The 19,066-nt window shown below is 66.1% G+C and carries 19 protein-coding genes and 1 pseudogene; 10 read left to right on the top strand and 10 right to left on the bottom strand.

Annotated elements, in window-relative coordinates:
- Positions 1 to 71 precede the first annotated feature (71 nt).
- Complete coding sequence (locus tag ACO06X_RS19325; protein WP_421837753.1) at positions 72 to 743, bottom strand: response regulator transcription factor; 672 nt, start codon at positions 741 to 743, stop codon at positions 72 to 74.
- 106 nt (positions 744 to 849) lie between these two features.
- Positions 850 to 2,019: a 4-hydroxybenzoate 3-monooxygenase gene (gene pobA / locus ACO06X_RS19330; RefSeq protein ID WP_421837754.1), complete on the bottom strand. Its 1,170-nt coding sequence runs from the start codon at positions 2,017 to 2,019 to the stop codon at positions 850 to 852.
- 112 nt (positions 2,020 to 2,131) lie between these two features.
- Between pobA and ACO06X_RS19335 the strand changes: the two genes are divergently transcribed.
- The 6 genes from ACO06X_RS19335 to ACO06X_RS19360 all read left to right on the top strand — a co-directional run bounded on the left by ACO06X_RS19335 (position 2,132) and on the right by ACO06X_RS19360 (position 6,654).
- The gene (locus ACO06X_RS19335) at positions 2,132 to 2,974 is read left to right on the top strand and encodes a helix-turn-helix domain-containing protein (RefSeq protein ID WP_421837755.1); all 843 of its coding nucleotides are present in this window, start codon (positions 2,132 to 2,134) and stop codon (positions 2,972 to 2,974) included.
- A gap of 90 nt (positions 2,975 to 3,064) precedes the next feature.
- Positions 3,065 to 3,715 carry a hypothetical protein gene (locus ACO06X_RS19340; protein ID WP_421837756.1) on the top strand — a complete coding sequence of 217 codons (651 nt, stop codon included), beginning with the start codon at positions 3,065 to 3,067 and terminating at the stop codon, positions 3,713 to 3,715.
- A 4-nt stretch (positions 3,716 to 3,719) separates the two neighbouring features.
- On the top strand, positions 3,720 to 4,286 hold the full coding sequence (locus ACO06X_RS19345) for a hypothetical protein (RefSeq protein ID WP_421837757.1): 567 nt from the start codon (positions 3,720 to 3,722) through the stop codon (positions 4,284 to 4,286).
- A 99-nt stretch (positions 4,287 to 4,385) separates the two neighbouring features.
- Positions 4,386 to 5,519 carry a cobalamin-independent methionine synthase II family protein gene (locus ACO06X_RS19350; RefSeq protein WP_421837758.1) on the top strand — a complete coding sequence of 378 codons (1,134 nt, stop codon included), beginning with the start codon at positions 4,386 to 4,388 and terminating at the stop codon, positions 5,517 to 5,519.
- Positions 5,516 to 5,911: a nuclear transport factor 2 family protein gene (locus ACO06X_RS19355; protein ID WP_421837759.1), complete on the top strand. Its 396-nt coding sequence runs from the start codon at positions 5,516 to 5,518 to the stop codon at positions 5,909 to 5,911. The genes ACO06X_RS19350 and ACO06X_RS19355 overlap by 4 nt, the downstream gene beginning before the upstream one ends.
- On the top strand, positions 5,911 to 6,654 hold the full coding sequence (locus ACO06X_RS19360; protein ID WP_421837760.1) for an IclR family transcriptional regulator: 744 nt from the start codon (positions 5,911 to 5,913) through the stop codon (positions 6,652 to 6,654). The genes ACO06X_RS19355 and ACO06X_RS19360 overlap by 1 nt, the downstream gene beginning before the upstream one ends.
- Before the next feature lie 68 nt (positions 6,655 to 6,722).
- Here the strand turns inward: ACO06X_RS19360 and ACO06X_RS19365 are convergent, their stop codons facing one another.
- From ACO06X_RS19365 to ACO06X_RS19400, 8 genes are all read right to left on the bottom strand, one after another.
- Positions 6,723 to 7,562 (bottom strand): beta-etherase, encoded by an 840-nt coding sequence (locus ACO06X_RS19365; protein WP_421837761.1) that lies wholly within the window; start codon positions 7,560 to 7,562, stop codon positions 6,723 to 6,725.
- 171 nt (positions 7,563 to 7,733) lie between these two features.
- Complete coding sequence (gene desA, locus ACO06X_RS19370; protein ID WP_421837762.1) at positions 7,734 to 9,122, bottom strand: syringate O-demethylase; 1,389 nt, start codon at positions 9,120 to 9,122, stop codon at positions 7,734 to 7,736.
- Between the two features lie 338 nt (positions 9,123 to 9,460).
- Positions 9,461 to 9,718: an ATP synthase F1 subunit epsilon gene (locus tag ACO06X_RS19375; protein ID WP_298166540.1), complete on the bottom strand. Its 258-nt coding sequence runs from the start codon at positions 9,716 to 9,718 to the stop codon at positions 9,461 to 9,463.
- A gap of 50 nt (positions 9,719 to 9,768) precedes the next feature.
- Positions 9,769 to 11,226 (bottom strand): F0F1 ATP synthase subunit beta, encoded by a 1,458-nt coding sequence (gene atpD, locus ACO06X_RS19380; RefSeq protein ID WP_421837763.1) that lies wholly within the window; start codon positions 11,224 to 11,226, stop codon positions 9,769 to 9,771.
- Between the two features lie 24 nt (positions 11,227 to 11,250).
- Positions 11,251 to 12,123: a F0F1 ATP synthase subunit gamma gene (locus ACO06X_RS19385; protein WP_421837764.1), complete on the bottom strand. Its 873-nt coding sequence runs from the start codon at positions 12,121 to 12,123 to the stop codon at positions 11,251 to 11,253.
- Positions 12,124 to 12,242: 119 nt separating this feature from the next.
- A complete protein-coding gene (atpA, locus tag ACO06X_RS19390; protein ID WP_421837765.1) occupies positions 12,243 to 13,772 on the bottom strand; it encodes a F0F1 ATP synthase subunit alpha in 1,530 nt (509 codons plus the stop codon).
- Positions 13,773 to 13,802: 30 nt separating this feature from the next.
- Positions 13,803 to 14,357 carry a F0F1 ATP synthase subunit delta gene (locus ACO06X_RS19395; RefSeq protein ID WP_421837766.1) on the bottom strand — a complete coding sequence of 185 codons (555 nt, stop codon included), beginning with the start codon at positions 14,355 to 14,357 and terminating at the stop codon, positions 13,803 to 13,805.
- A gap of 221 nt (positions 14,358 to 14,578) precedes the next feature.
- Positions 14,579 to 16,147 (bottom strand): S1C family serine protease, encoded by a 1,569-nt coding sequence (locus tag ACO06X_RS19400; RefSeq protein ID WP_421837767.1) that lies wholly within the window; start codon positions 16,145 to 16,147, stop codon positions 14,579 to 14,581.
- A gap of 83 nt (positions 16,148 to 16,230) precedes the next feature.
- Here ACO06X_RS19400 and ACO06X_RS19405 point away from each other — a divergent pair, with 83 nt between their 5' ends.
- The 4 genes and pseudogenes from ACO06X_RS19405 (at position 16,231) to ACO06X_RS19420 (ending at position 19,061) form a co-directional block, all read left to right on the top strand.
- Entirely contained in the window at positions 16,231 to 16,914 is a 684-nt protein-coding gene (locus ACO06X_RS19405; protein WP_421837768.1) for a hypothetical protein, read from the top strand.
- A gap of 20 nt (positions 16,915 to 16,934) precedes the next feature.
- Positions 16,935 to 17,540 (top strand): annotated as a pseudogene (locus tag ACO06X_RS19410) (methylated-DNA--[protein]-cysteine S-methyltransferase); the annotation flags it as partial.
- 133 nt (positions 17,541 to 17,673) lie between these two features.
- The gene (locus ACO06X_RS19415; protein WP_421837769.1) at positions 17,674 to 18,177 is read left to right on the top strand and encodes a hypothetical protein; all 504 of its coding nucleotides are present in this window, start codon (positions 17,674 to 17,676) and stop codon (positions 18,175 to 18,177) included.
- Between the two features lie 29 nt (positions 18,178 to 18,206).
- Entirely contained in the window at positions 18,207 to 19,061 is an 855-nt protein-coding gene (locus ACO06X_RS19420; protein WP_421837770.1) for a kinase, read from the top strand.
- Positions 19,062 to 19,066 lie beyond the last annotated feature (5 nt).

The raw sequence follows: 19,066 nt of genomic DNA on the forward strand, positions 1-19,066 counted from the left end.
TAGCGATCGAGCTCGCAAGTCTGCGTATCTCTCCCCTGGAGGGGAGAGAGCAAAAGCACGCAAAAGGCCCCTTACGGCCGGTCCAGCACGTATCCCAGTGAACGTACCGTGCGCAGCGGATAGCCAGCGCCCGCCTCGCGCAGCGCGCGGCGCAGGCGGCTGACCCAGGCATCGACAGTGCGTTCGTCGATCGGCTGGTCCTTCTTGCCCAGCGCCGCGATCAGCTGCGCGCGGCTGAACACGTGGCCGGGCTGTTCCATCATATAGCGCAGCAGGCGCAGTTCGTTGGGCATCAGCGGCACCGGCTTTTCGCGCCAGCGCGCCTGCAGCGCGGTCAGGTCCAGCGAGAGATCGCCCAGCCGCAGCGCGCGGGCAGGGGCCTCGCGCTCGGGCAGTTGCACCGAAAGCACCCGGTCGAGCACCGCAGCGCGGTCGATCGGGCCGAGAATGTAGTCGTCCGCCCCGGCACGCAGCGCGCGGCGCTTGGCATCGGCATCGTCTTCTTCCAGCACGAGCGTGATATGCGCCGCCTCGGTCTGCGAATCGCAGCGCAGGCGGCGGCACAATTCCAGCCCGGACAGTTCGGGCAGCAGCCAGCCGATGAACGCCCAGGGGCTGCCATCCAGCAGCGGCAGCGGCGCCATCCAGTTCCAGCGATGAAACACGACGCGCAGATCACCATGGACAAAGCTGTCATGGCCGCCGGGGAGCAACTCGGTGAGGAGAATGTCAATCTGCCGCATCGGAACCGGTTTCCACATGTTCGGGCAATTGGCCCGGTCCGGTTCTTTGTCGCCTTAGTGTGACGGCTCCATGACGATATGACAGTGTCCGCTCAGCCCGTGAGGGTCAGACCGGCAGTCCCACATAGTTTTCCGCAATGCTCGCCTGCGCGGCATCGCTCGAAGCGATGTAGTCGAGCTCGGCCACTTGCATCGCGCGTTCGAACGGGCCGTCCTCGGGAAAGCGGTGCATCAGCTTGGTCAGCGACCAGCTGAACCGCTCGCACTTCCACACCCGCGCCAGCGCGCGCGCCGAATAGGCCGCCACTGCATCGTTGTCCGCGCGCTTGAAATATCCGCACAGGGCCTCTGCGGCATAATGGACGTCGCTTGCCGCCAGGTTCAGCCCTTTTGCGCCGGTCGGCGGCACGATATGCGCTGCATCCCCGCAGAGCAGCAGGCTGCCGTGGCGCATCGGCTCGAACACATAGGAGCGCAAGGGGGCGATGGACTTCTCGATCGCAGGTCCCCGCGCCATATTCGCCGCTGCCTCAGGCCCCAGCCGCACCGCGAGCTCATCCCACAGGCGGTCATCGCTCCAGTCCTCGATCCGCTCGGTCAGCGGCACATCGATGTAGTAGCGACTGCGTGTCATGCTGCGCATCGAGGCAAGCGCAAAGCCGCGTTCGTGGTTGGCGTAGATCAGCTCGTGATTGCACGGCGGCACATCGGCCAGGATGCCCAGCCAGCCGAACGGATAGACCCGCTCGTACTCGCGCCCGACAGCAGCCGGGATTGCCTTGCGCGAGGGGCCGTGGAACCCGTCGCACCCGGCAATGAAGCGCGCGGTCAGCCGCTCCTCGCGGCCATCGCGGCGAAAGGTGACAGAAGGCGCATCGCTTTCGATATCGTGCAGCGCCACGTCCTCGGCGCCGTAGACTATCTCAAGCCCGCGAGCGGGCGCTGCCTCCATCAGGTCGCGCGTGATCTCGGTTTGGCCGTAGACGGTCACGGTCTTGCCAGTGAACTTTGCCACGTCGATGCGGATCAGGCGCTCGCCATCTGCCAGATTGAAGCCTTCCTCCACCAGCCCCTCAGCCTTCAGCCGCGCATCGAGCCCCAGCCGCTCCATCAACCCCACGGTCACCTGCTCGAGAACCCCGGCGCGGATGCGCGAGAGGACATAGTCCGGCGTCTGGCGTTCGATCACCACGCAATCGATGCCCTCGGCCTTCAGCAGATGGCCCAGCAGAAGGCCTGCGGGTCCCGCGCCGATGATGGCGACCTGAGTGTGCATGATCATGTCTCCCGAACCGCCCGCTCCCATGGCGGATCACATTTCGTCATTTGACAGGCGGGGCGAAAGGACGAAAGACAGGGCAAGGACAAACACGTGGTACTTTCGGGACATGTCTGAGGCGATCCCCCGCTATGCGCTCTATGGTGAAGGACATGCCGCAGCTGCCGGCGGCTTCGCCCATATCGAGACGATTGCAGAGCGCAGTGCGCTCCACGATTGGGAAATAGGCATTCATCGCCACGATCACTTCGTGCAGGTCCTTTTGGTAGAGGAAGGACACGCCAGCGTCACGCTCGAAGGCGATACCACCGATCTGGATGCGCCGGGCCGTGTCATCGTCCCCGCCGCTGCGGTCCACGGCTTCCGCTTCCGTCAGGGCACGCGCGGGTTTGTCCTCACCTTGTCCACCGACTTTTCCACACGCGCAGCCGGGGCAGGAGACCCGCTGCTCGCCATATTAGCGCGCGGCGGGATCGCGCCGCTCTCGGCGGAAGCGGCTGCCCGCGCGCTGTGGCTCGCGCGCGAGATGCTGGCGCTCCAGCAGGAATGGCAGCAGCAGGACCCCCTGTTTCTCGCGCTCGCCGAAAGCCTGATCCGCATGTTGGGCCGCGATCAGGGCGGGGCAGGGGAGGCTCTGCGCGACGACCAGCGCCTCACCCGCTTCCGCCAGCTCATCGAATTGCACTACCGCCAGCACCGCGATCTGGATTTCTACGCCGCGTCGCTCGGCCTCACCCGCCGCACGCTCTCGCGCCTCACCGCGGCGCAGCTCGGCTGCTCGCCGATGGACCTCATCCACCGCCGCCTCGCGCTGGAAGCCCAGCGCCTGCTGCGCTACACCAACGCCACCGCCACGCAGGTTGCGGGCGAGCTCGGCTTCGACGATCCGTCCTACTTCTCGCGCTTCTACTTGCGCATGAACGGCCGCCGCCCCGGCGAGGAGCGCGGCTGATCGTTTTGCCAAGACGGTGCCAAAACATCTTGAGCGAGCGCAGGCCGGTGATACCCTGCCAGCCGACGACACGATGGGGGGGGATACCTAATGGCAATTCGTTCGCGCCTGCCGCTCCGGCATTGGGCGAAGTTCATGGCCGTGGCGGCACTGGCCTGCCTGCTTGGCGCGCTGCCGCAGGCCGCGCAGGCGATGAAGTTCTACGTGGCGAACGCGCTGGGTGAGGTGAAGCCCGAAGAGAAAGTCACGCCCGCTGCGCCGCAGCCCGTGCAGGTGATTTTCGAATTTCAGCGCGATGGCAAACCCAACGCCAGGGCGACGAAGGTCATCACGCCCTGGGCGATGGAAGACCTCAAGGGAACCGGGGCGTTCAGCGAGGTGACCAACGCGCCGACCGCCAATGGTGCGATCATCAGCATCAAGTTCAACAACCTCGTGATCAAGGAAGAGCTCGACAAGGCCAAGAAGCAGGCCTTCGGGGCCGGCCTCGGCTTTGGCCTGTTCGGCGGCGTGCTGGCCGTGGATCACTACGTCGTCAGCATCGATTATGTGCCGGCAACCGGTGCCGCACCGATCCACACCGAAGTGAAGCACGAGCTCTATGCCAAGTACGGCAAGAAGGATGTGGAGGTGCCCGGCACCGAGTACAAGAACGCCGACGAGGCGGTAAAAGTGCTGGTCCGTCAGGCCCTTGCGCGCGGCGTGAACAACATTGTCGCCGATCCCGCCTTCCCGCGCTGAACGGATGTGCGGGGCCGGCCTGCGCCGGCTGGCGCTGATCGCGGCTGCCACGGCCTGCCTTGGCGGCTGCTCCGCGCCCGTGGTCGAGCTTCCACCCTCGCTCGAAACCATCCGCATTCTGCGCAACCAGAACGTGCCACCGATGGCCTTGGGCCCGTTCACGCCGGCCTCGAAGGACGTTGGCCATAGCATATCGATCCGGCTCGGCATCCTCCACCCGCCAAAGGGCCGCAACTTTGCCGAATTTCTCGGCGCCACGTTCGAGACGGAGCTGAAAGCGGCGGGCAAGCTCGATCCAGCCGCTCCGCTCCAGCTCGGCGGCGTACTCACCGAAAGCCGCGCGAGCGAGGATATCAAGAACGGCGGCGGCTCACTCGGCGCAAGGATCACGCTCTCGCGCGGCGGCCAGCCCATCTTCGCCAAGGACTACCGGGCCGAGACGAAGTGGCATTCGAGCATCATCGGCGCGCTCGCCATCGACGAGGCTTTTGTCCAGTACAATGCGCTCTATGCCGCGCTGGTCCGGCAGGCCTTGTCCGATCCCGAACTTGTCGCCGCCGCCAAGCGCTGATTGCCCGCGCAAAAGCCGCTTTTCCGGCGCAGCTCAGGCTTGCCACGCCCGCTCCATTCACTATGAAAAGTTCATGGATATGAATTGGAGAGCGGTGTGATGGCCAAGATCAAGACAACTCACGTCGGCAGCCTGCCGCGCGGCGATGAACTCACCCCGCTGCTCCTCGCGCGTGACAAGGGCGAGGCCTATGATGCTCAGGCCTTCGATACCGCAGTTGCCGCTGCCGTGGATGCCGCGGTCAAGGCGCAGGTGGAGGCCGGCGTTTCGGTCGTTTCCGATGGCGAACTCGGCAAGGTCGGCTACTCGACCTACATGATCGAGCGGCTTTCCGGCTTCGGCGGGCATATCGACCGCAAGCCGGCGGCAGACCTTGCCGAAGTGCCCAACCTTGCAAAGAAGCTCTCGGCCATCATGGGCAGCCAGGAATTCGTCCGCGCCTCGTGCATCGGCGATGTCCGGCTCGTCTCGCTCCAGCCGCTGCACGACGATATCCGCCGCTTCCGCGCCGCGCTCGACAAGCATGCGGGGCCGGACACCGAGGCCTTCATGAACGCCGCTTCGCCCGGCCTCATCACCGCGTTCCAGGTCAACCGCCACTACCCCAGCCACGAGGCCTATCTCGCCGATCTGGCGGACGCGATGCGCGAGGAATACGAGACCATCGTGAACGCGGGCTTCTACCTCCAGCTCGATTGCCCCGATCTCGCGATGAGCCGCCACACCGGCTATCAGGACATGAGCGAGGAAGACTTCCTCAAGATCGCCGCCGCCAACGTCGAGGCGCTCAATGCCGCCACCGCCAACATTCCGCCCGAGCGGATGCGCATGCATGTGTGCTGGGGCAACTACGAAGGCCCGCACGATCACGACATTCCCTTGGAGCGCGTGATCGATATCGTGCTGAAGGCGCGCCCCTCGACCGTGCTGTTTGAAGCCGCCAACCCGCGCCACGAGCACGAATGGAAGGTGTGGAAGGACGCCAAGCTGCCCTCCGACAAGATCCTCGCCCCCGGTGTGATCGACACCTGCTCGAACTACATCGAACATCCCGAACTGATCGCCCAGCGCATCGAACGCTTCGCCGCGATCGTCGGGCCGGACCGCGTCGTCGGCAGCACCGATTGCGGCTTCGGCACTTTCGCGGGCTATGGCAAGATCGATCCCATCGTCACCTGGCGCAAGCTGCGCAACTTGCGCGAGGGTGCGGATATCGCAGCGGCGCGGGTATGACGGACGAGGAGCGCCGCGCGGCGGAACATGACTGCGCCCGCCTTATCGCGCTCTACGCCAACCTCAACGACGAGGCGCGCTGGGACGAGGTGGCGGCGCTCTATGCCGAAGACGGCGTGATGGTCCGCCCCACCGCGCCCGATGCGCCGATCCACGGGCGCGAGGCGATCCTTGCGGCCTTCAAGTCGCGCCCGGCGCGCACAACGCGCCATGTGTGCAGCAATGTGGTCATCACCGTCGAAAGCACGGACAGGGCCAGCGGCGTCAGCGCGATGCTGCTGTTCACGGGCGCTGCTGCTCCGCTCGTGGGTTCGTTCCACGACAGGTTTGTGCGCACAGCCGAGGGCTGGCGCTTTGCCGAGCGGCGCGGATCGCTTACCTTCGCCCCCTGATGGCCACATCCCCCGCCGCTCCTCCGGTCAAGTCCGCGCTGCGCACGCTCGATGTGATCGAGTTCGTCGTCGCGCACCGGCAGGGCGTAGTGGCGCAGGAAATCGCCGGCGCGCTCGGCATCCCGGTCAGCAGCCTGTCCTACCTGCTCACCACGCTCGCGGATCGCGGCTATCTGGTGCGCGCCGGACGCCGCTACTTGCCCGGCCCCGGCCTCGACCGGCTGCGCGCCGCCCCCGATGCGCTCCCGCTGGCAGACCGCGTCGCCCCGCTCGTCCGCGCCTTGAAGGGAGAGCTCAACGAGACCGCCTCGTTCATGGTCCAGCGCGGCTGGGAGGTTGAGGCGCTCGTCACCGAGGCGAGCGATCAGGCGCTGCGCTATGCCGTCGATCCGGGCACGCAGCGGCCGCTCCATGCGCTGGCGGCGGGCAAGGTGATCCTCGCCGCGCTGCCCGAAGCCGAACGCGCCCGCTACTTCGCCGAAACCACCCGCGCCGCGTTCACCCCGGCCACCCGCACCAGCGAGGCGGACCTCACCGCTGATATCGCCGGGATCGCCACCGAAGGCATGGCCATAGCGCGTGAGGAAGCGACCGTTGGCATCGTCGGCACTGCCGTTCCGGCGCAGATCGACGGCGCCTTCGTCGGCGCTTTCAGCGTCGCCATCCCCGCCGTCCGCTTCGATGCCGCGCTGGAGGCCCGTGTGCGGCAAGCGCTCTTCCGGGCTGCATCAGCTTTGGCCTAGATCCTCCCCATTTTCCCCGCAGGGAAAAATGGGGAAGGTGGCCCGCCGCCAGCGGGTCGGAGGGGCCCCTACTTCTTCATCCCCGCCGTAATCCGCTGCGTTTCCGCACTCGTTGAAGCAGGCCCGGTGTTGCGCTTGTAGATCCCGCCTTGCCCCGCCGCGCGGTTGAACAAGTCCGGCCCGTCCTCCGGCTGCGCAAGACCGAACAGCGGAAACAGCCCCGGATGCCGCCCAAGACCGCCATAGAGATCGAGGCACCGCTCGATCCAGCCCCGCAGCGGATCATCCTCGGCCAGCACCGGAATCTTGCACACAGAAGCGGTGAATAGAATGCCGCCCATGATGCGGTAGTCGGCATAGTTGGGTGTATCGCCGCCCAGCCACTGGCTCTGCCCCAGCGCGGCGCGCAGCGGTTCCAGCGCGGCGGAAATCTTCGGCAGCCGCTCCTCGCGCCCCGCCTGCACCTCTTCCAGCTTGCGCCCCAGCATCTTCTCGCGGCTGTGGGTCACATATTCGTGGTCCTGCGGCACCGAAAGATCGCGGTAGTCCGCGCAGAAGCAGAACATCCACGGGCCGACAGCCGCATTCCAGAACCAGTGGTCGAGCGCCTTCAGCGTCGCGGCGACCGAAGGGTGCGGGATCAGGGCTGGGCGGTCCGGGTATTTCGCGTCGAGGTATTCCACGATCCCCCAGCTATCGAGCACCCACTCGCCATCGTCGACGATCGCGGGCAGCCGCTCGGTCTTGCCGCCCGTCCGCTCCAGAATGCCGGTGAACCCGCCGGGGACCACATCCAGATCGAAGCCCTTGTGCTTCAAGGCATATTTCGTCGCCCACACGAACGGACTGATCGTCGCCCCCGTGCTCAGCGCAAGGTCATAAAAGGTGATCGTATTGTTCGCGGCCATGGCAATCCTCTGGGTTTTGGTTGCGGCCAGTGTGCCTGAAATCGTTAGTGATACAAACTAAATTTCGCGCAGAGGCCGCAGAGACCGCAGAGGTAGAAAGAATGCCTGCGGCGCAGCCGCCATCCTCATTCTTCTCTGCGATCTCTGCGGGCTCTGCGCGAACCAACCATCTTACTTCCGCGTGCGCCACCCTTCGGCATAGTTGTCGCGCGCCGCCGCCACGTAGGGAACGGGCGCCACCACCGCCTTGATCTCGGTCTGCACGTGCGGCTCCACGGTCGGCTTCGAAGTGCCGCCATCGGGCTCACCCCACAGCAGCGTCACTTCGGTGCCCGGCTCCGTAAAGCCCGGCTCCATCATCGCGAGCGTCAGGAACTTGCCCTCGTTCGCGGTGTAGCCGATCCAGGTCGAAAGCCCGACCTGCTTGCCGCCGCTCAGCACCTGATCAAACGGGTGCATCGAATAGACCGAGCTCGGATACTCCATGAACTTCGCCCGCTCGCCGTTCGAAAGCGCGGAGGACTGCACGCGCATCACGTCCTCGTTGTCGAGCGCCAGCGTTACCTTGGTGCGGTGGCCGCCCGCCGCGGCCATCTTCTCGAGCGCGGCGCGGCCGATGAACTCGTGATCGAACTTCACGAACGGCCCGTAACCCAGATCCCACGGCGTGGTGTAGTAACCCTCGACCGTTTCCGGCACCCAGCTGCCGCCGACCGAGCACTTCGCCTCATAGGAATTGGCCGTCAGCCACGCGCGATAAGGGGCCAGCGCCTCACCGGTGTAGATCGCGGGGAAGGGGGAGGGGATCCAGCCCGATTCCAGCGTGTTGGACGAGTAAGCCCGGCCGCCGACCAGCGCCATGCCGAATTCCTTGCCCGCATCGACCAGCGCGGCATGCACCGCGCCGTAATCTTCCCACGGTCCGAACAGCTCGAAGCCCGGTTGCCCCGCCATGCCGTGGCGCAGCGCGCGCACTTCCTTGCCGCCGATGCTCAGGCGGCACATGTGGAAGAACTTGAGCTCCGGCGGCGTCGCGCCGATGGCCTTCTCGATGATCTTCATCGCGTTGGGGCCCTGCACCTGAAAGCGGTACGAGTTGCGCTTCCCGTCGGTGCGCATCGCCCAGCGCTCGTCGCGCTCCACGGTCACGTTCCAGTTGCCGGTCGCGGCGTGGTATTCCACCCACTCGATCGTCGGCGCGCGGCCGACGAGGTTGAAGTGGTTCTCATCCAGATAGAACAGGATCACGTCGCCGATCACATAGCCATCGGGCGTGACGGGCACGAACTGCTTTGCGCGCTCGGGCTGGAAGTTCTTGAAAGAATTGATGCCAAGATGCTCGAGCATCGCGAAGGCATCCGGGCCTTTCACCGCCAGATCGACCATGTGGTACGACTGGTTGTAGAGCACCGCCGTATGCCCCCAGGCCCACTGCTCCGCACGCCAGTTGGAGTACTCCGCCGGCACGCCCGGATAGACGTTGGGGCCAACCTGCTGGTTGCGCAGGAAGTGGACGAGATCGCTCTGGCCGGCGATCACGGATTCAAGGGACTGGGTCATGGCAGGGCTCTCCCGGAATGCGATTACGGATTCGCCATGCCCGAATTTCATCAGGCTGAAAAGTTCAGTTATGTGAAATAGCGAAAAAAGTTAGTGGGAGCAGGAGGAGGGTTTGACGCAGAGGAGGCAGAGACCGCCGAGAGCGCGAGGCTGCGGCGCAGCCGCCTTCCCTCATTTCGAGCTCTATCCCGAAGAAGCTGAGCATTCGGCTCGTCCGGTCCTCTTTGCGGCTTCTACTTCCTCTGCGTCTCTGCGAGAAACACCTTTCTTCCCGGTCCGGAAACGCAAAAGGCCGGCCCAAACGGACCGGCCCCTTGGCAAACCTTGGCAAGCTGAAATCAGCCCTCGACGTGCTCGGCCAGCACAGTCAGGCCCTTCTCGCTCACCTCGGCAAAGCCGCCGGTGATGCGGATATCCTCAGGCGCCGCGCCTGCGCTGCGATAGACGCGCAGCGCGCCATCCTGGATCGTCGACATGAACGGCGCATGGCCTTCCAGCACGCCGAAGTTGCCTTCGGAGCCGGGGACTTCGACCATGAACACCTCTTCCGAACGGACGAGGCGGGCCGGGGTAACGAGTTCGAAGTGGAGCGACATGTCGGGTTCCTAAGGCCCCCTCCCGCTGGGCGGGAGAGGGCAAAGCAAAATCAGGCTTCGTCAGCCATCTTCTTGGCCTTGGCGATCACGTCATCGATGCCGCCGACCATGTAGAACGCGCTCTCCGGCAGGTGATCGTACTCGCCGTCGACCACCGCCTTGAACGAACGGACGGTGTCTTCGACCTGCACGAACTTGCCCGAGATGCCGGTGAACACTTCAGCGACGTGGAAGGGCTGCGAAAGGAAGCGCTGGATCTTGCGCGCGCGCGCCACGATCAGCTTATCTTCTTCCGAAAGCTCGTCCATGCCGAGAATGGCGATGATGTCCTGCAGCGACTTGTACTTCTGCAGCGTCTCCTGCACGCGGCGGGCGGTCTCGTAGTGCTCCTGGCCGACGACGGCCGGGGTCAGCACGCGGCTGGTCGAATCGAGCGGGTCCACCGCCGGATAGATGCCGAGTTCCGAAATCGCGCGGTTCAGCGTGGTCGTCGCGTCCAAGTGCGCGAACGAGGCAGCCGGTGCCGGGTCGGTCAAGTCGTCCGCAGGCACGTAGATCGCCTGGACCGAGGTGATCGAACCCTTGTTGGTCGAGGTGATGCGCTCCTGCAGCTGGCCCATGTCCGTCGCCAGCGTCGGCTGATAGCCCACTGCCGAAGGAATACGGCCGAGCAGCGCCGACACTTCCGAACCCGCCTGCGTGAAGCGGAAGATGTTGTCGACGAAGAACAGCACGTCCTGGCCTTCTTCATCGCGGAAGTATTCGGCCATGGTCAGGCCCGAAAGCGCGACGCGGGCGCGGGCGCCCGGCGGCTCGTTCATCTGGCCGAACACGAGTGCCACCTTCGAACCTTCCGGGGTCGGGTTGCCGTCGGCGTCCTTGGCGATAACGCCGGCGTCGAGGAACTCGTGGTAGAGATCGTTACCCTCGCGGGTGCGCTCACCCACGCCTGCGAACACCGAAACGCCGCCGTGGCCCTTGGCGATGTTGTTGATCAGTTCCTGAATGAGCACGGTCTTGCCGACGCCGGCGCCGCCGAACAGGCCGATCTTGCCGCCGCGCGCATAGGGCGCAAGGAGGTCGATGACCTTGATGCCGGTGACCAGAATGGCCGCCTCGGTCGACTGGTCGATGAATTCGGGAGCCTTGGCGTGGATCGGCGCGGTCTTTTCCGCGTTCACCGGACCCTGCTCGTCGATCGGCTCGCCGATCACGTTCATGATGCGGCCCAGCGTCATCGGGCCAACCGGCACCGAGATCTGCGCGCCGGTGCTCTTGACCGACTGGCCGCGGGTCAGGCCGTCGGTCGCGTCCATCGCGATGGTGCGCACGGTGTTTTCACCGAGGTGCTGCGCAACTTCGAGCACGAGGCGGTTGCCGTTGTTGTCGGTTTCGAGCGCGGTGAGAATCGCCGGCAGTTCACCGGTGAAGGTCACGTCGACGACGGCGCCGATGACCTGGCTGATCTTGCCGGTAGTGGTCTGGTTGAGGACGGCTGCGGTGGCCATTGTTCGTTCCTTGCCTGAAATGTCTTAGAGCGCTTCGGCGCCAGCGATGATTTCGATAAGTTCGGTCGTGATCGCGGCCTGACGGCTGCGGTTGTACTGGATGGTCAGCTTCTGGATCAACTCGCCCGCGTTGCGCGTCGCGTTGTCCATTGCGGTCATCGAAGCGCCCTGCTCGGAAGCTTCACGCTCCAGCAGCGCGCCGAAGATCTGCGTGGTGACATAACGCGGCAGCAGCGCTTCGAGGATTTCCTCCTCACCGGGCTCGTATTCGACAACCGCTTCGCTCGTCGAAGCCGCCGCCGGAGCGGGGACGGGGATCAGTTGTGCGGTGATCGGGTCCTGCTGCAGCGCCGACTTGAACTTCGGCGCGACGAGGTGGGCGACGTCGAACTTGCCGGCCGCGAACAGGGCAATCAGCTCGTGCGCGATGGCGCTGGCCTCATCGAAACCGGGCGTGCGCACCATGCTGGTGTCATAGCCGTCCGTCTTGGCATTGGGGTATTCGCGCTTCAGCGGCGCGCGGCCCTTCTTGCCGACGAGGTAGAAGCTCACATCCTTGCCAGCGGCTTCGAGCGCGCGGGCCTGGATCTTGGCTTCCTTGACGATGTTCGAGTTGAGACCGCCGCACAGGCCCTTGTCGGTGTTGACCACAACGAGGAGGTGGCGCTGGCTGGAGCCCGTCCCGCGCATCAGCAGCGGCGCGCTATCCTGACCCGCGACCTTGCCGGCGAGGCTGCCCATCACCGCGGCAAGGCGGCTGGCATAGGGGCGCGCAGCTTCCGCCGCCGTCTGCGCCTTGCGCAGCTTGGCCGCCGCGACCATCTGCTTGGCCTTGGTGATCTTCTGGGTCGACTTGACCGAGTTGATCCGGCCCTTGAGTTCCTTCAGCGAAGCCACTCTAGTTTCCTTCCTCGTTCGTCATTCCCGCGTAGGCGGGAATCCAGTCCGGCGTCCGCCTTTGGTGCTCTGGATCCCCGCCTGCGCGGGGATGACGAAGCGAACTTACCTACCGTCGATTACGCGAACTGCTTGCCGAACGCGTCGAGCGCGGCGACCAGCTTGCCCTTGGCCTCGTCGCCGAGATCCTTGGTGTCGCGGATCAGGGTGAGCAGGTCGGCGTGGCTGGAGCGCAGGTAGCTCAGCAGCTCGGCCTCGTACTCGCCCACGCTCTTCACCGGCACGCTGTCGAGGTAGCCGTTGGTGCCCGCGAAGATCACGCAGGTCTGCTCCTCGAAGCCCAGCGGCGAGAACTGCGCCTGCTTGAGCAGCTCGGTCAGGCGCGCACCGCGGTTCAGCAGCTTCTGGGTCGAGGCGTCGAGGTCCGAACCGAACTGCGCGAAGGCCGCCATTTCGCGGTACTGCGCCAGCTCCAGCTTGATCGAGCCGGCAACCTTCTTCATCGCCTTGGTCTGCGCCGACGAACCCACGCGGCTCACCGAGAGGCCGACGTTGATGGCCGGACGGATGCCCTGATAGAACAGGCCGGTTTCAAGGAAGATCTGGCCGTCGGTGATCGAGATCACGTTGGTCGGGATGTAGGCCGAAACGTCGCCGGCCTGCGTCTCGATGATCGGAAGCGCGGTGAGCGAGCCGTTGCCGTTCTCGTCGTTCATTTTCGCCGCGCGTTCCAGCAGGCGCGAGTGGAGATAGAACACGTCGCCCGGATAGGCTTCGCGGCCCGGCGGGCGGCGCAGCAGCAGCGACATCTGGCGATAGGCCACGGCCTGCTTGGAAAGATCGTCGTACACGATCACGGCGTGCATGCCGTTGTCGCGGAAGAACTCGCCCATCGTCGCACCGGTGTAGGGCGCGAGGTACTGCAGCGGCGCGGGCTCCGAAGCGGTCGCGGCCACAACGATGGAGTATTCCATCGCGCCATTCTCTTCGAGCTGGCGGACGATCTGCGCCACGGTCGAGCGCTTCTGGCCGACAGCGACGTAGATGCAGTAGAGCTTCTTGCTCTCGTCATCGCCCGCGTTGGCGGCCTTCTGGTTGATGAAGGTGTCGATCGCGACGGCGGTCTTGCCGGTCTGACGGTCACCGATGATCAGTTCGCGCTGGCCGCGGCCGACGGGTACGAGCGCGTCGATCGCCTTGAGGCCGGTCTGCACGGGCTCATGCACCGACTTGCGCGGGATGATACCGGGCGCCTTGACTTCGACGCGGGTGCGGACCGCATCCACGATCGGGCCCTTGCCGTCGATCGGGTTGCCCAGCGCATCGACCACGCGGCCGAGCAGGCCCTTGCCGACGGGGACGTCGACGATGGTGCCGGTGCGCTTGACCTGATCGCCTTCCTTGATCTCGGCGTCCGAGCCGAAGATCACGACGCCGACATTGTCGGCTTCGAGGTTGAGCGCCATGCCTTTCACCCCGTTCGCGAATTCGACCATTTCGCCGGCCTGGACCTGATCGAGGCCGTAGATGCGGGCAATACCGTCACCGACCGACAGCACCGAGCCGACTTCCGAGACCTGGGCCTCGGTGCCGAAGCTGGCGATCTGGTCCTTGATGACCTTCGAGATTTCAGCTGCGCGGATTTCCATGGAAACGCCTTTCGTAAAACTTTTGGAGCTTCAGCCCTTCATGGCCTGGGCGAGCGAATTGAGACGGGTGCGGATCGAACCGTCGATCATGCGGCTGCCGATCTGAACGACGAGGCCGCCCAGAATAGCCGGATCGACATGAGCCTTGACCGTGACGGAGCGGCCCTCGCGGGCCTTGAGCTTGTCGGCAAGCGCCGCAAGCTGCGCATCGTCAAGCGGGTGCGCGGTGGTCACTTCGGCGGTCACCTCTCCGCGCGCCGCAGCGGCGATCGCGGTGAACGCGCGCACCACATCGGGCAGCGAAGCGAGACGGCGGTTCGCCGCCAGCACGCCGAGGAACTTGCGGGTGAGGCCCGAAAGCTTGAGATAGTCGGCAACCGCGTCGATCGTCTTCGCGGCGGCATCGCGCGAGACTTCGGGGTTCTTGAGCAGCGCGGCCAGATCATCCGATTCGCGCACCGCCGCGCCAAGGGTGTCGAGGTCGGTTTCGACCGCCGTCACAACCCCCAGTTCGCCCGCCAAGTCATAGAGCGCGGCCGCATAACGTCCCGCCAAGCTGGCCGTAATCCCGCCGGAAATCTCCACGCGCCTTGGTCCCCTTCATCCAGGATGGATCGCAAATGTAGCTTGCATGGGCCATGGTGCCGCGCACAAAGCACGGCGGCCCGCAATGGGGGCGCGCCTAGCAACCAAGTCCCTGCCTGACAAGATGCCAGTTGCCGATTCCCGGGACAGGGTGAAAACCAAGCCCTTTCAGGCAGGCCCCTCCGAGCCGTCAGATGCCCCGCGCAATCATCCTCGCGCGATCAGGGCGCGGGCTTGCAGGTGTAGCGCAGTCGCTCGTTGGGCTCGGCCGGCAGCAGGGCCCGGATCGCGCCCTGCGCCTCGCCCAGCGCGCGCGCCGCGGCCTCGTCCACCCCGCCGCAGGCCGGTGCGCTCAGCTTCGCCCGCGCCGCCCGCGCGGCGGTCATTGCGTCGAGCCCCATGAGATAGCGCTCGACCGTATACTCGTGCCGATCCGGATCGAACCGCGTCACTGAAATCGTCGCCTCGCCCTGCGGCACCAGCACCCGGCTCCAGCCGTCCCCCGCCAACCCGTATTGCGTCCGCCCGTTGACGCAGCCGCCCGGCGCCCAGCTCAGCGGCACGTCGGTCACGTCGGAAACGGTCACCCGGCTGCGCTGCGGATCCAGCACGCAGACCAGCTTTTGCGGGCTTTCCGGCGCTGGAGCGCTGGCATCCGCTGCCGGGCTCGCCTCGGCTCTGGCCCTGGTTTCGGCGATGATGTCCTTGGCCCGCTCGTCGATCAGGCTGAGCGGCGGACGCAGCAGCCAGACGGCTACTGCGGCAAGCGCCAGCACCCCCGCCGCGCCGCCCGCGATCCTGAGTTCGCGCTGCTTGCCGCGCTGGAGGAAGGCGAACGCCGCCGCACCTGCCGCCACTGCCGCCACCAGCAGCACCGCCGCCAGCGCCAGCCCGTTGTCGCGCTCAGAAAGGATCTGCAGTTCCGCATCATGCTGCGCCTTGGCGGCAAATTCGGCCTGCGCGGCCTTGCGCGCTTCCGCCGTTGCCGCCAGCCGCGCCTGATCCTCGGCCCCGCGCGCCGCATCCGCCCGGTCGAGATCGGCGAGCGAAGTGCAGGGCGCGCCGCTCACATGCGGGCTCACCCCGGCCTCCTGCAGGAACGCGGAAAGCTCGCGCATCGAGATCGCGAAGTAGAACGCCGAATCGGTCGTGTTCTCGCTCACCGTGCCAAAGCTGTTGACGCCGAGCACTCGCCCGCAGGCATCGAGCAGCGGCCCGCCCGAATTGCCCGAACCGATCGGCGCGGTGTGCAGGATCGTGTCGAACGCGCGGCTGGAACGCCCCGCCGAAACATAGCCGCGCGTCTTCACCGCCGCCTGGGGGCTGACGAGGTCGCCCATCGAAAGCCCCTCGGCCATATCGACATTGCCCGGATAGCCCGCGGCATAAACGTCCTCGCCGTCCGTCGGCGCGCCGGAAAACAGCGTCAGCGCATTGAGCGAAGCGCCCGGCTTCAGCTTCAGCAGCGCCAGATCGCGCTGGGGCGAATAGGCGGCAATCGTCGCGGCATAGCCTCCGCGCCCCTCGGACGGGACGACGCCCGCCACGATCCCGTCGCTGCTGCGCAGGTCTTCCACGACGTGGGCATTGGTCACCACGAGATCGGGCGCGATGGCAAAGCCGGTGCCGTGGCTCACCAGCCGCGCCGCGCCGCCATCATACTGGATCAGCACCACCCGCACCACGCCCCGGCTTGCGGCGGCAATATCGCCCGGATCGGCCAGCGCGGGCGCGGCCAGAGCCAGCGTGATGGCGCCAAGGATGCAGATGATTCGGCGCAGCACGTCCATGCAGGCTAAGTTCCTTTGGCGACCGGGATTGCAGAGCAGCGGTTTCGCATTACACCTTGGGTTCCGCAAGGTGGGGGCATTCCATGGGTTCAGGTACGATTTCGCGCAGGCTCGCTGTGGCCTTGCTGTTGCTCGCGGCACCGGTTGCCGCGGCCGCTGCCGATCAGCCGGCCGAAGCGCCGTTCCGCATCGGTGAGGCGGCCATGGCCATGCCCATTCCCGCCGGGCTCTGCCTCCCGACCGGAGACTCGGCGGCCATTGCCCAGATGACCGCTGCCGCCGATGGCAGAAACGTCACCGTTGCCGATTTCTGGACCTGCGGCGCGGCAAAGCAGGCGGGCACGCACTATGTCCTGCTCAAGGTGCCTACCCAGGTCCTGCTCATGCGGCTGCCGAAGGACGATACGCTCGCCTCGCTTAACGCCACGCTCACCGGGCCGGATTCTCCCAAGTTCGGCGGAGATTTCGATCGCATGGCCAAGGAGGGGATCGACAAGGTCACCGGCCTGCAGACCGAGGTCGAAAGCGACTTCGGCTATATCAGCCGCGATGCAGACTGCATCTACATGGGCGGGCGCGTGTCCATTGCCTTTGAGGCGGGCAAGCCGGCAAAGCCCGGCCTTGTCGCCACCTGCATGACAGTCGTTGGCGAGAAGCTCGTCAACGTCAACGTCTACGACAATCGCCCGGACACCGGGATCAAGGCGGTGATGAACGAGGCGCATGCCATCGCGCTGACCATCCGCCGCACCAATCCGGCAAATTGACCGCAAGCGGCGGGAAGCCTGCCGGTTTCGGTGGCGCTACAAGGCCAGCCACACCCCTCAGCAGGAGCACGCCCATGAGCCGGACCGAACCCACCCCCTCCGCCTGGATCGATGGCGGCCGCGGCGCGGTGATCCGCTGGGATGTCGCGCAGACGTCGCTCGGCCCGATGTTCGTCGCCGCGACGGACAAGGGCGTCTGCCGCCTCTCCTTCGGTGAGGATCCCGCCGTTCTGGCCGATCGCTTTCCCAAGGCCGAACACGTGCGGGGCGGTGAACACTTCGCGCGCCTTCTCGCTGAAATCGTCGCCGCCGCCGAAGCCCCCGGCGAGGTCGATTTCAGCCACATCCCCGTCGATGTTGCCGGCACACCCTTTCAGCAGGACATCTGGCAGGCGCTGCGCCGCATCCCCAAGGGCGAGACGCGCACGTACGCGCAGCTCGCCGCCGAAGTCGGCCGCCCCGGCGCGGTGCGCGCGGCAGGCTCGGCCAACGGTGCCAACCACGTTTCGCTGCTGATTCCCTGCCACCGCGTGATCCGCACCGATGGCAGCCTCGGCGGTTATGCCTGGGGCCTCGATATCAAGGCCAAGCTCCTCCAGCGCGAAGGCGCACTCCTGCTCCTTTAAGCTCTCTCCCACGCTCATCCTGAGCTTGTCGAAGCATCTCGCACCACATTAGCCGCGCGATTAAATCGCCTTCCCATTCCGCCCACCCCTGATGTACGCTCCCCCGGAACCAGAACACCAAGGGAGACCCCACATGCCCATCGTCACGCTCGAACCGGGAATGCCGCAGACCATCGGCGAGGCCTTCGCCCACATCGGCACCGTCACCGCGCCCACGGTCATGGACATCAAGGTCATGTGCCTCGTCGAAGCCGCCAGCAAGGAGCTCTACCGCGCCACTGCTGCGGGCGCCGAAAACCCCGCCGTCGCCGATCTCCTGCGCACCAATGGCGATGAGGAATTCGTCCACGCCCGCCGCGCCGCCGCGGTGCTCAAGGTGCTGACGGGCGAAGACTTCACGCCCCCCGAGGCGGGCGACAACCCCTATCTCGCCAGCGGCGTGTTCCCCATCGGCGAACTCACCCCGCCCGCCCTGCGCAAGCTCGCGCAGACCGAATTCGACGGCGAAACGCTCTACGAAGGCTGGGCCGCCAGCATCGGCAACGAAGAAGCCGCCGCCCTCCTGCGCGCCAACGGGCGGGAAGAAACCGACCACGGCAACCGCCTGCTGCAAGCGGCTGCGCTGCTGGAGGGGTGAGGGAGCAAAGCCCCGCAATCGCAGCCTTCATGGCGGCTGAGGGGTTGCCGGAAACCTACCGCGCCACCATCGAGACGCACTGGCGCCCCCTTGCCGCCGCCATCGCGGCAAGGGCCACCGGCGGGCCGCTCGTCGTCGGTGTCAGCGGTTCGCAGGGCAGCGGCAAGTCCACGCTCTGCCGCATGCTCGAAGTACTCCTCGCCGAGGACCACGGCCTTCGCGTGGCCACGCTCTCGCTCGACGACCTCTATCTCACCCGCGCCGCGCGCGCCGAACTTGCCGCTTCGGTCCATCCGCTCTTCGCCACGCGCGGCGTCCCCGGCACGCACGATGTAGCGCTGGGCCTCGCGCTGCTGAACGCCGTGCGCGCAGGGCAGGCCGGCATCCACCTCCCGCGCTTCGACAAGGGGGCGGATGACCGCGTGCCCGAAACGCGGTGGCCGCTGCTCGAAGACCCGCTGGATGTCCTGCTGTTCGAAGGCTGGTGCATGGCCGCCACGCCCCAATCCGCAGCCGATCTCGCCGCCCCGATCAACCGCCTTGAAGCCGAGGAAGACCCGCACGGCACCTGGCGTACCTATGCCAACGCCGCGCTCGCCGGCCCCTACCGCGCCTTGTTCGATGCGCCCGATTACCTCGTCATGCTCGCCGTCCCCGGCTTCGAAGCCGTCCTCGGCTGGCGGCAACTACAGGAAAGCAAACTGCGCGCCCGCACCGGCGGCGGGATGACGGATGCCGAACTGGCCCGCTTCGTGATGCACTACGAGCGGATCACGCGGCACCTGCTGGCCGATCTGCCCGAGCGCGCTGATGTGGTTGTCTGGCTGGGGGAGGACCATACGGTCGAGACAGTCCGCTACACTATACCCCAGACGCAACCTTGAGCCAT

Source organism: Novosphingobium sp., from assembly GCF_965229225.1.
Taxonomy (GTDB): Bacteria; Pseudomonadota; Alphaproteobacteria; order Sphingomonadales; family Sphingomonadaceae; genus Novosphingobium.

Excerpts from the sequence above, each read along its gene's own strand:
- ACO06X_RS19325 (WP_421837753.1), bottom strand. The coding sequence starts at position 743 with ATGCGGCAGATTGACATTCTCCTCACCGAGTTGCTCCCCGGCGGCCAT.
- pobA (WP_421837754.1), bottom strand. The coding sequence starts at position 2,019 with ATGCACACTCAGGTCGCCATCATCGGCGCGGGACCCGCAGGCCTTCTG.
- ACO06X_RS19335 (WP_421837755.1), top strand. The coding sequence starts at position 2,132 with ATGTCTGAGGCGATCCCCCGCTATGCGCTCTATGGTGAAGGACATGCC.
- ACO06X_RS19340 (WP_421837756.1), top strand. The coding sequence starts at position 3,065 with ATGGCAATTCGTTCGCGCCTGCCGCTCCGGCATTGGGCGAAGTTCATG.
- ACO06X_RS19345 (WP_421837757.1), top strand. The coding sequence starts at position 3,720 with ATGTGCGGGGCCGGCCTGCGCCGGCTGGCGCTGATCGCGGCTGCCACG.
- ACO06X_RS19350 (WP_421837758.1), top strand. The coding sequence starts at position 4,386 with ATGGCCAAGATCAAGACAACTCACGTCGGCAGCCTGCCGCGCGGCGAT.
- ACO06X_RS19355 (WP_421837759.1), top strand. The coding sequence starts at position 5,516 with ATGACGGACGAGGAGCGCCGCGCGGCGGAACATGACTGCGCCCGCCTT.
- ACO06X_RS19360 (WP_421837760.1), top strand. The coding sequence starts at position 5,911 with ATGGCCACATCCCCCGCCGCTCCTCCGGTCAAGTCCGCGCTGCGCACG.
- ACO06X_RS19365 (WP_421837761.1), bottom strand. The coding sequence starts at position 7,562 with ATGGCCGCGAACAATACGATCACCTTTTATGACCTTGCGCTGAGCACG.
- desA (WP_421837762.1), bottom strand. The coding sequence starts at position 9,122 with ATGACCCAGTCCCTTGAATCCGTGATCGCCGGCCAGAGCGATCTCGTC.
- ACO06X_RS19375 (WP_298166540.1), bottom strand. The coding sequence starts at position 9,718 with ATGTCGCTCCACTTCGAACTCGTTACCCCGGCCCGCCTCGTCCGTTCG.
- atpD (WP_421837763.1), bottom strand. The coding sequence starts at position 11,226 with ATGGCCACCGCAGCCGTCCTCAACCAGACCACTACCGGCAAGATCAGC.
- atpA (WP_421837765.1), bottom strand. The coding sequence starts at position 13,772 with ATGGAAATCCGCGCAGCTGAAATCTCGAAGGTCATCAAGGACCAGATC.
- ACO06X_RS19400 (WP_421837767.1), bottom strand. The coding sequence starts at position 16,147 with ATGGACGTGCTGCGCCGAATCATCTGCATCCTTGGCGCCATCACGCTG.
- ACO06X_RS19405 (WP_421837768.1), top strand. The coding sequence starts at position 16,231 with ATGGGTTCAGGTACGATTTCGCGCAGGCTCGCTGTGGCCTTGCTGTTG.
- ACO06X_RS19415 (WP_421837769.1), top strand. The coding sequence starts at position 17,674 with ATGCCCATCGTCACGCTCGAACCGGGAATGCCGCAGACCATCGGCGAG.
- ACO06X_RS19420 (WP_421837770.1), top strand. The coding sequence starts at position 18,207 with ATGGCGGCTGAGGGGTTGCCGGAAACCTACCGCGCCACCATCGAGACG.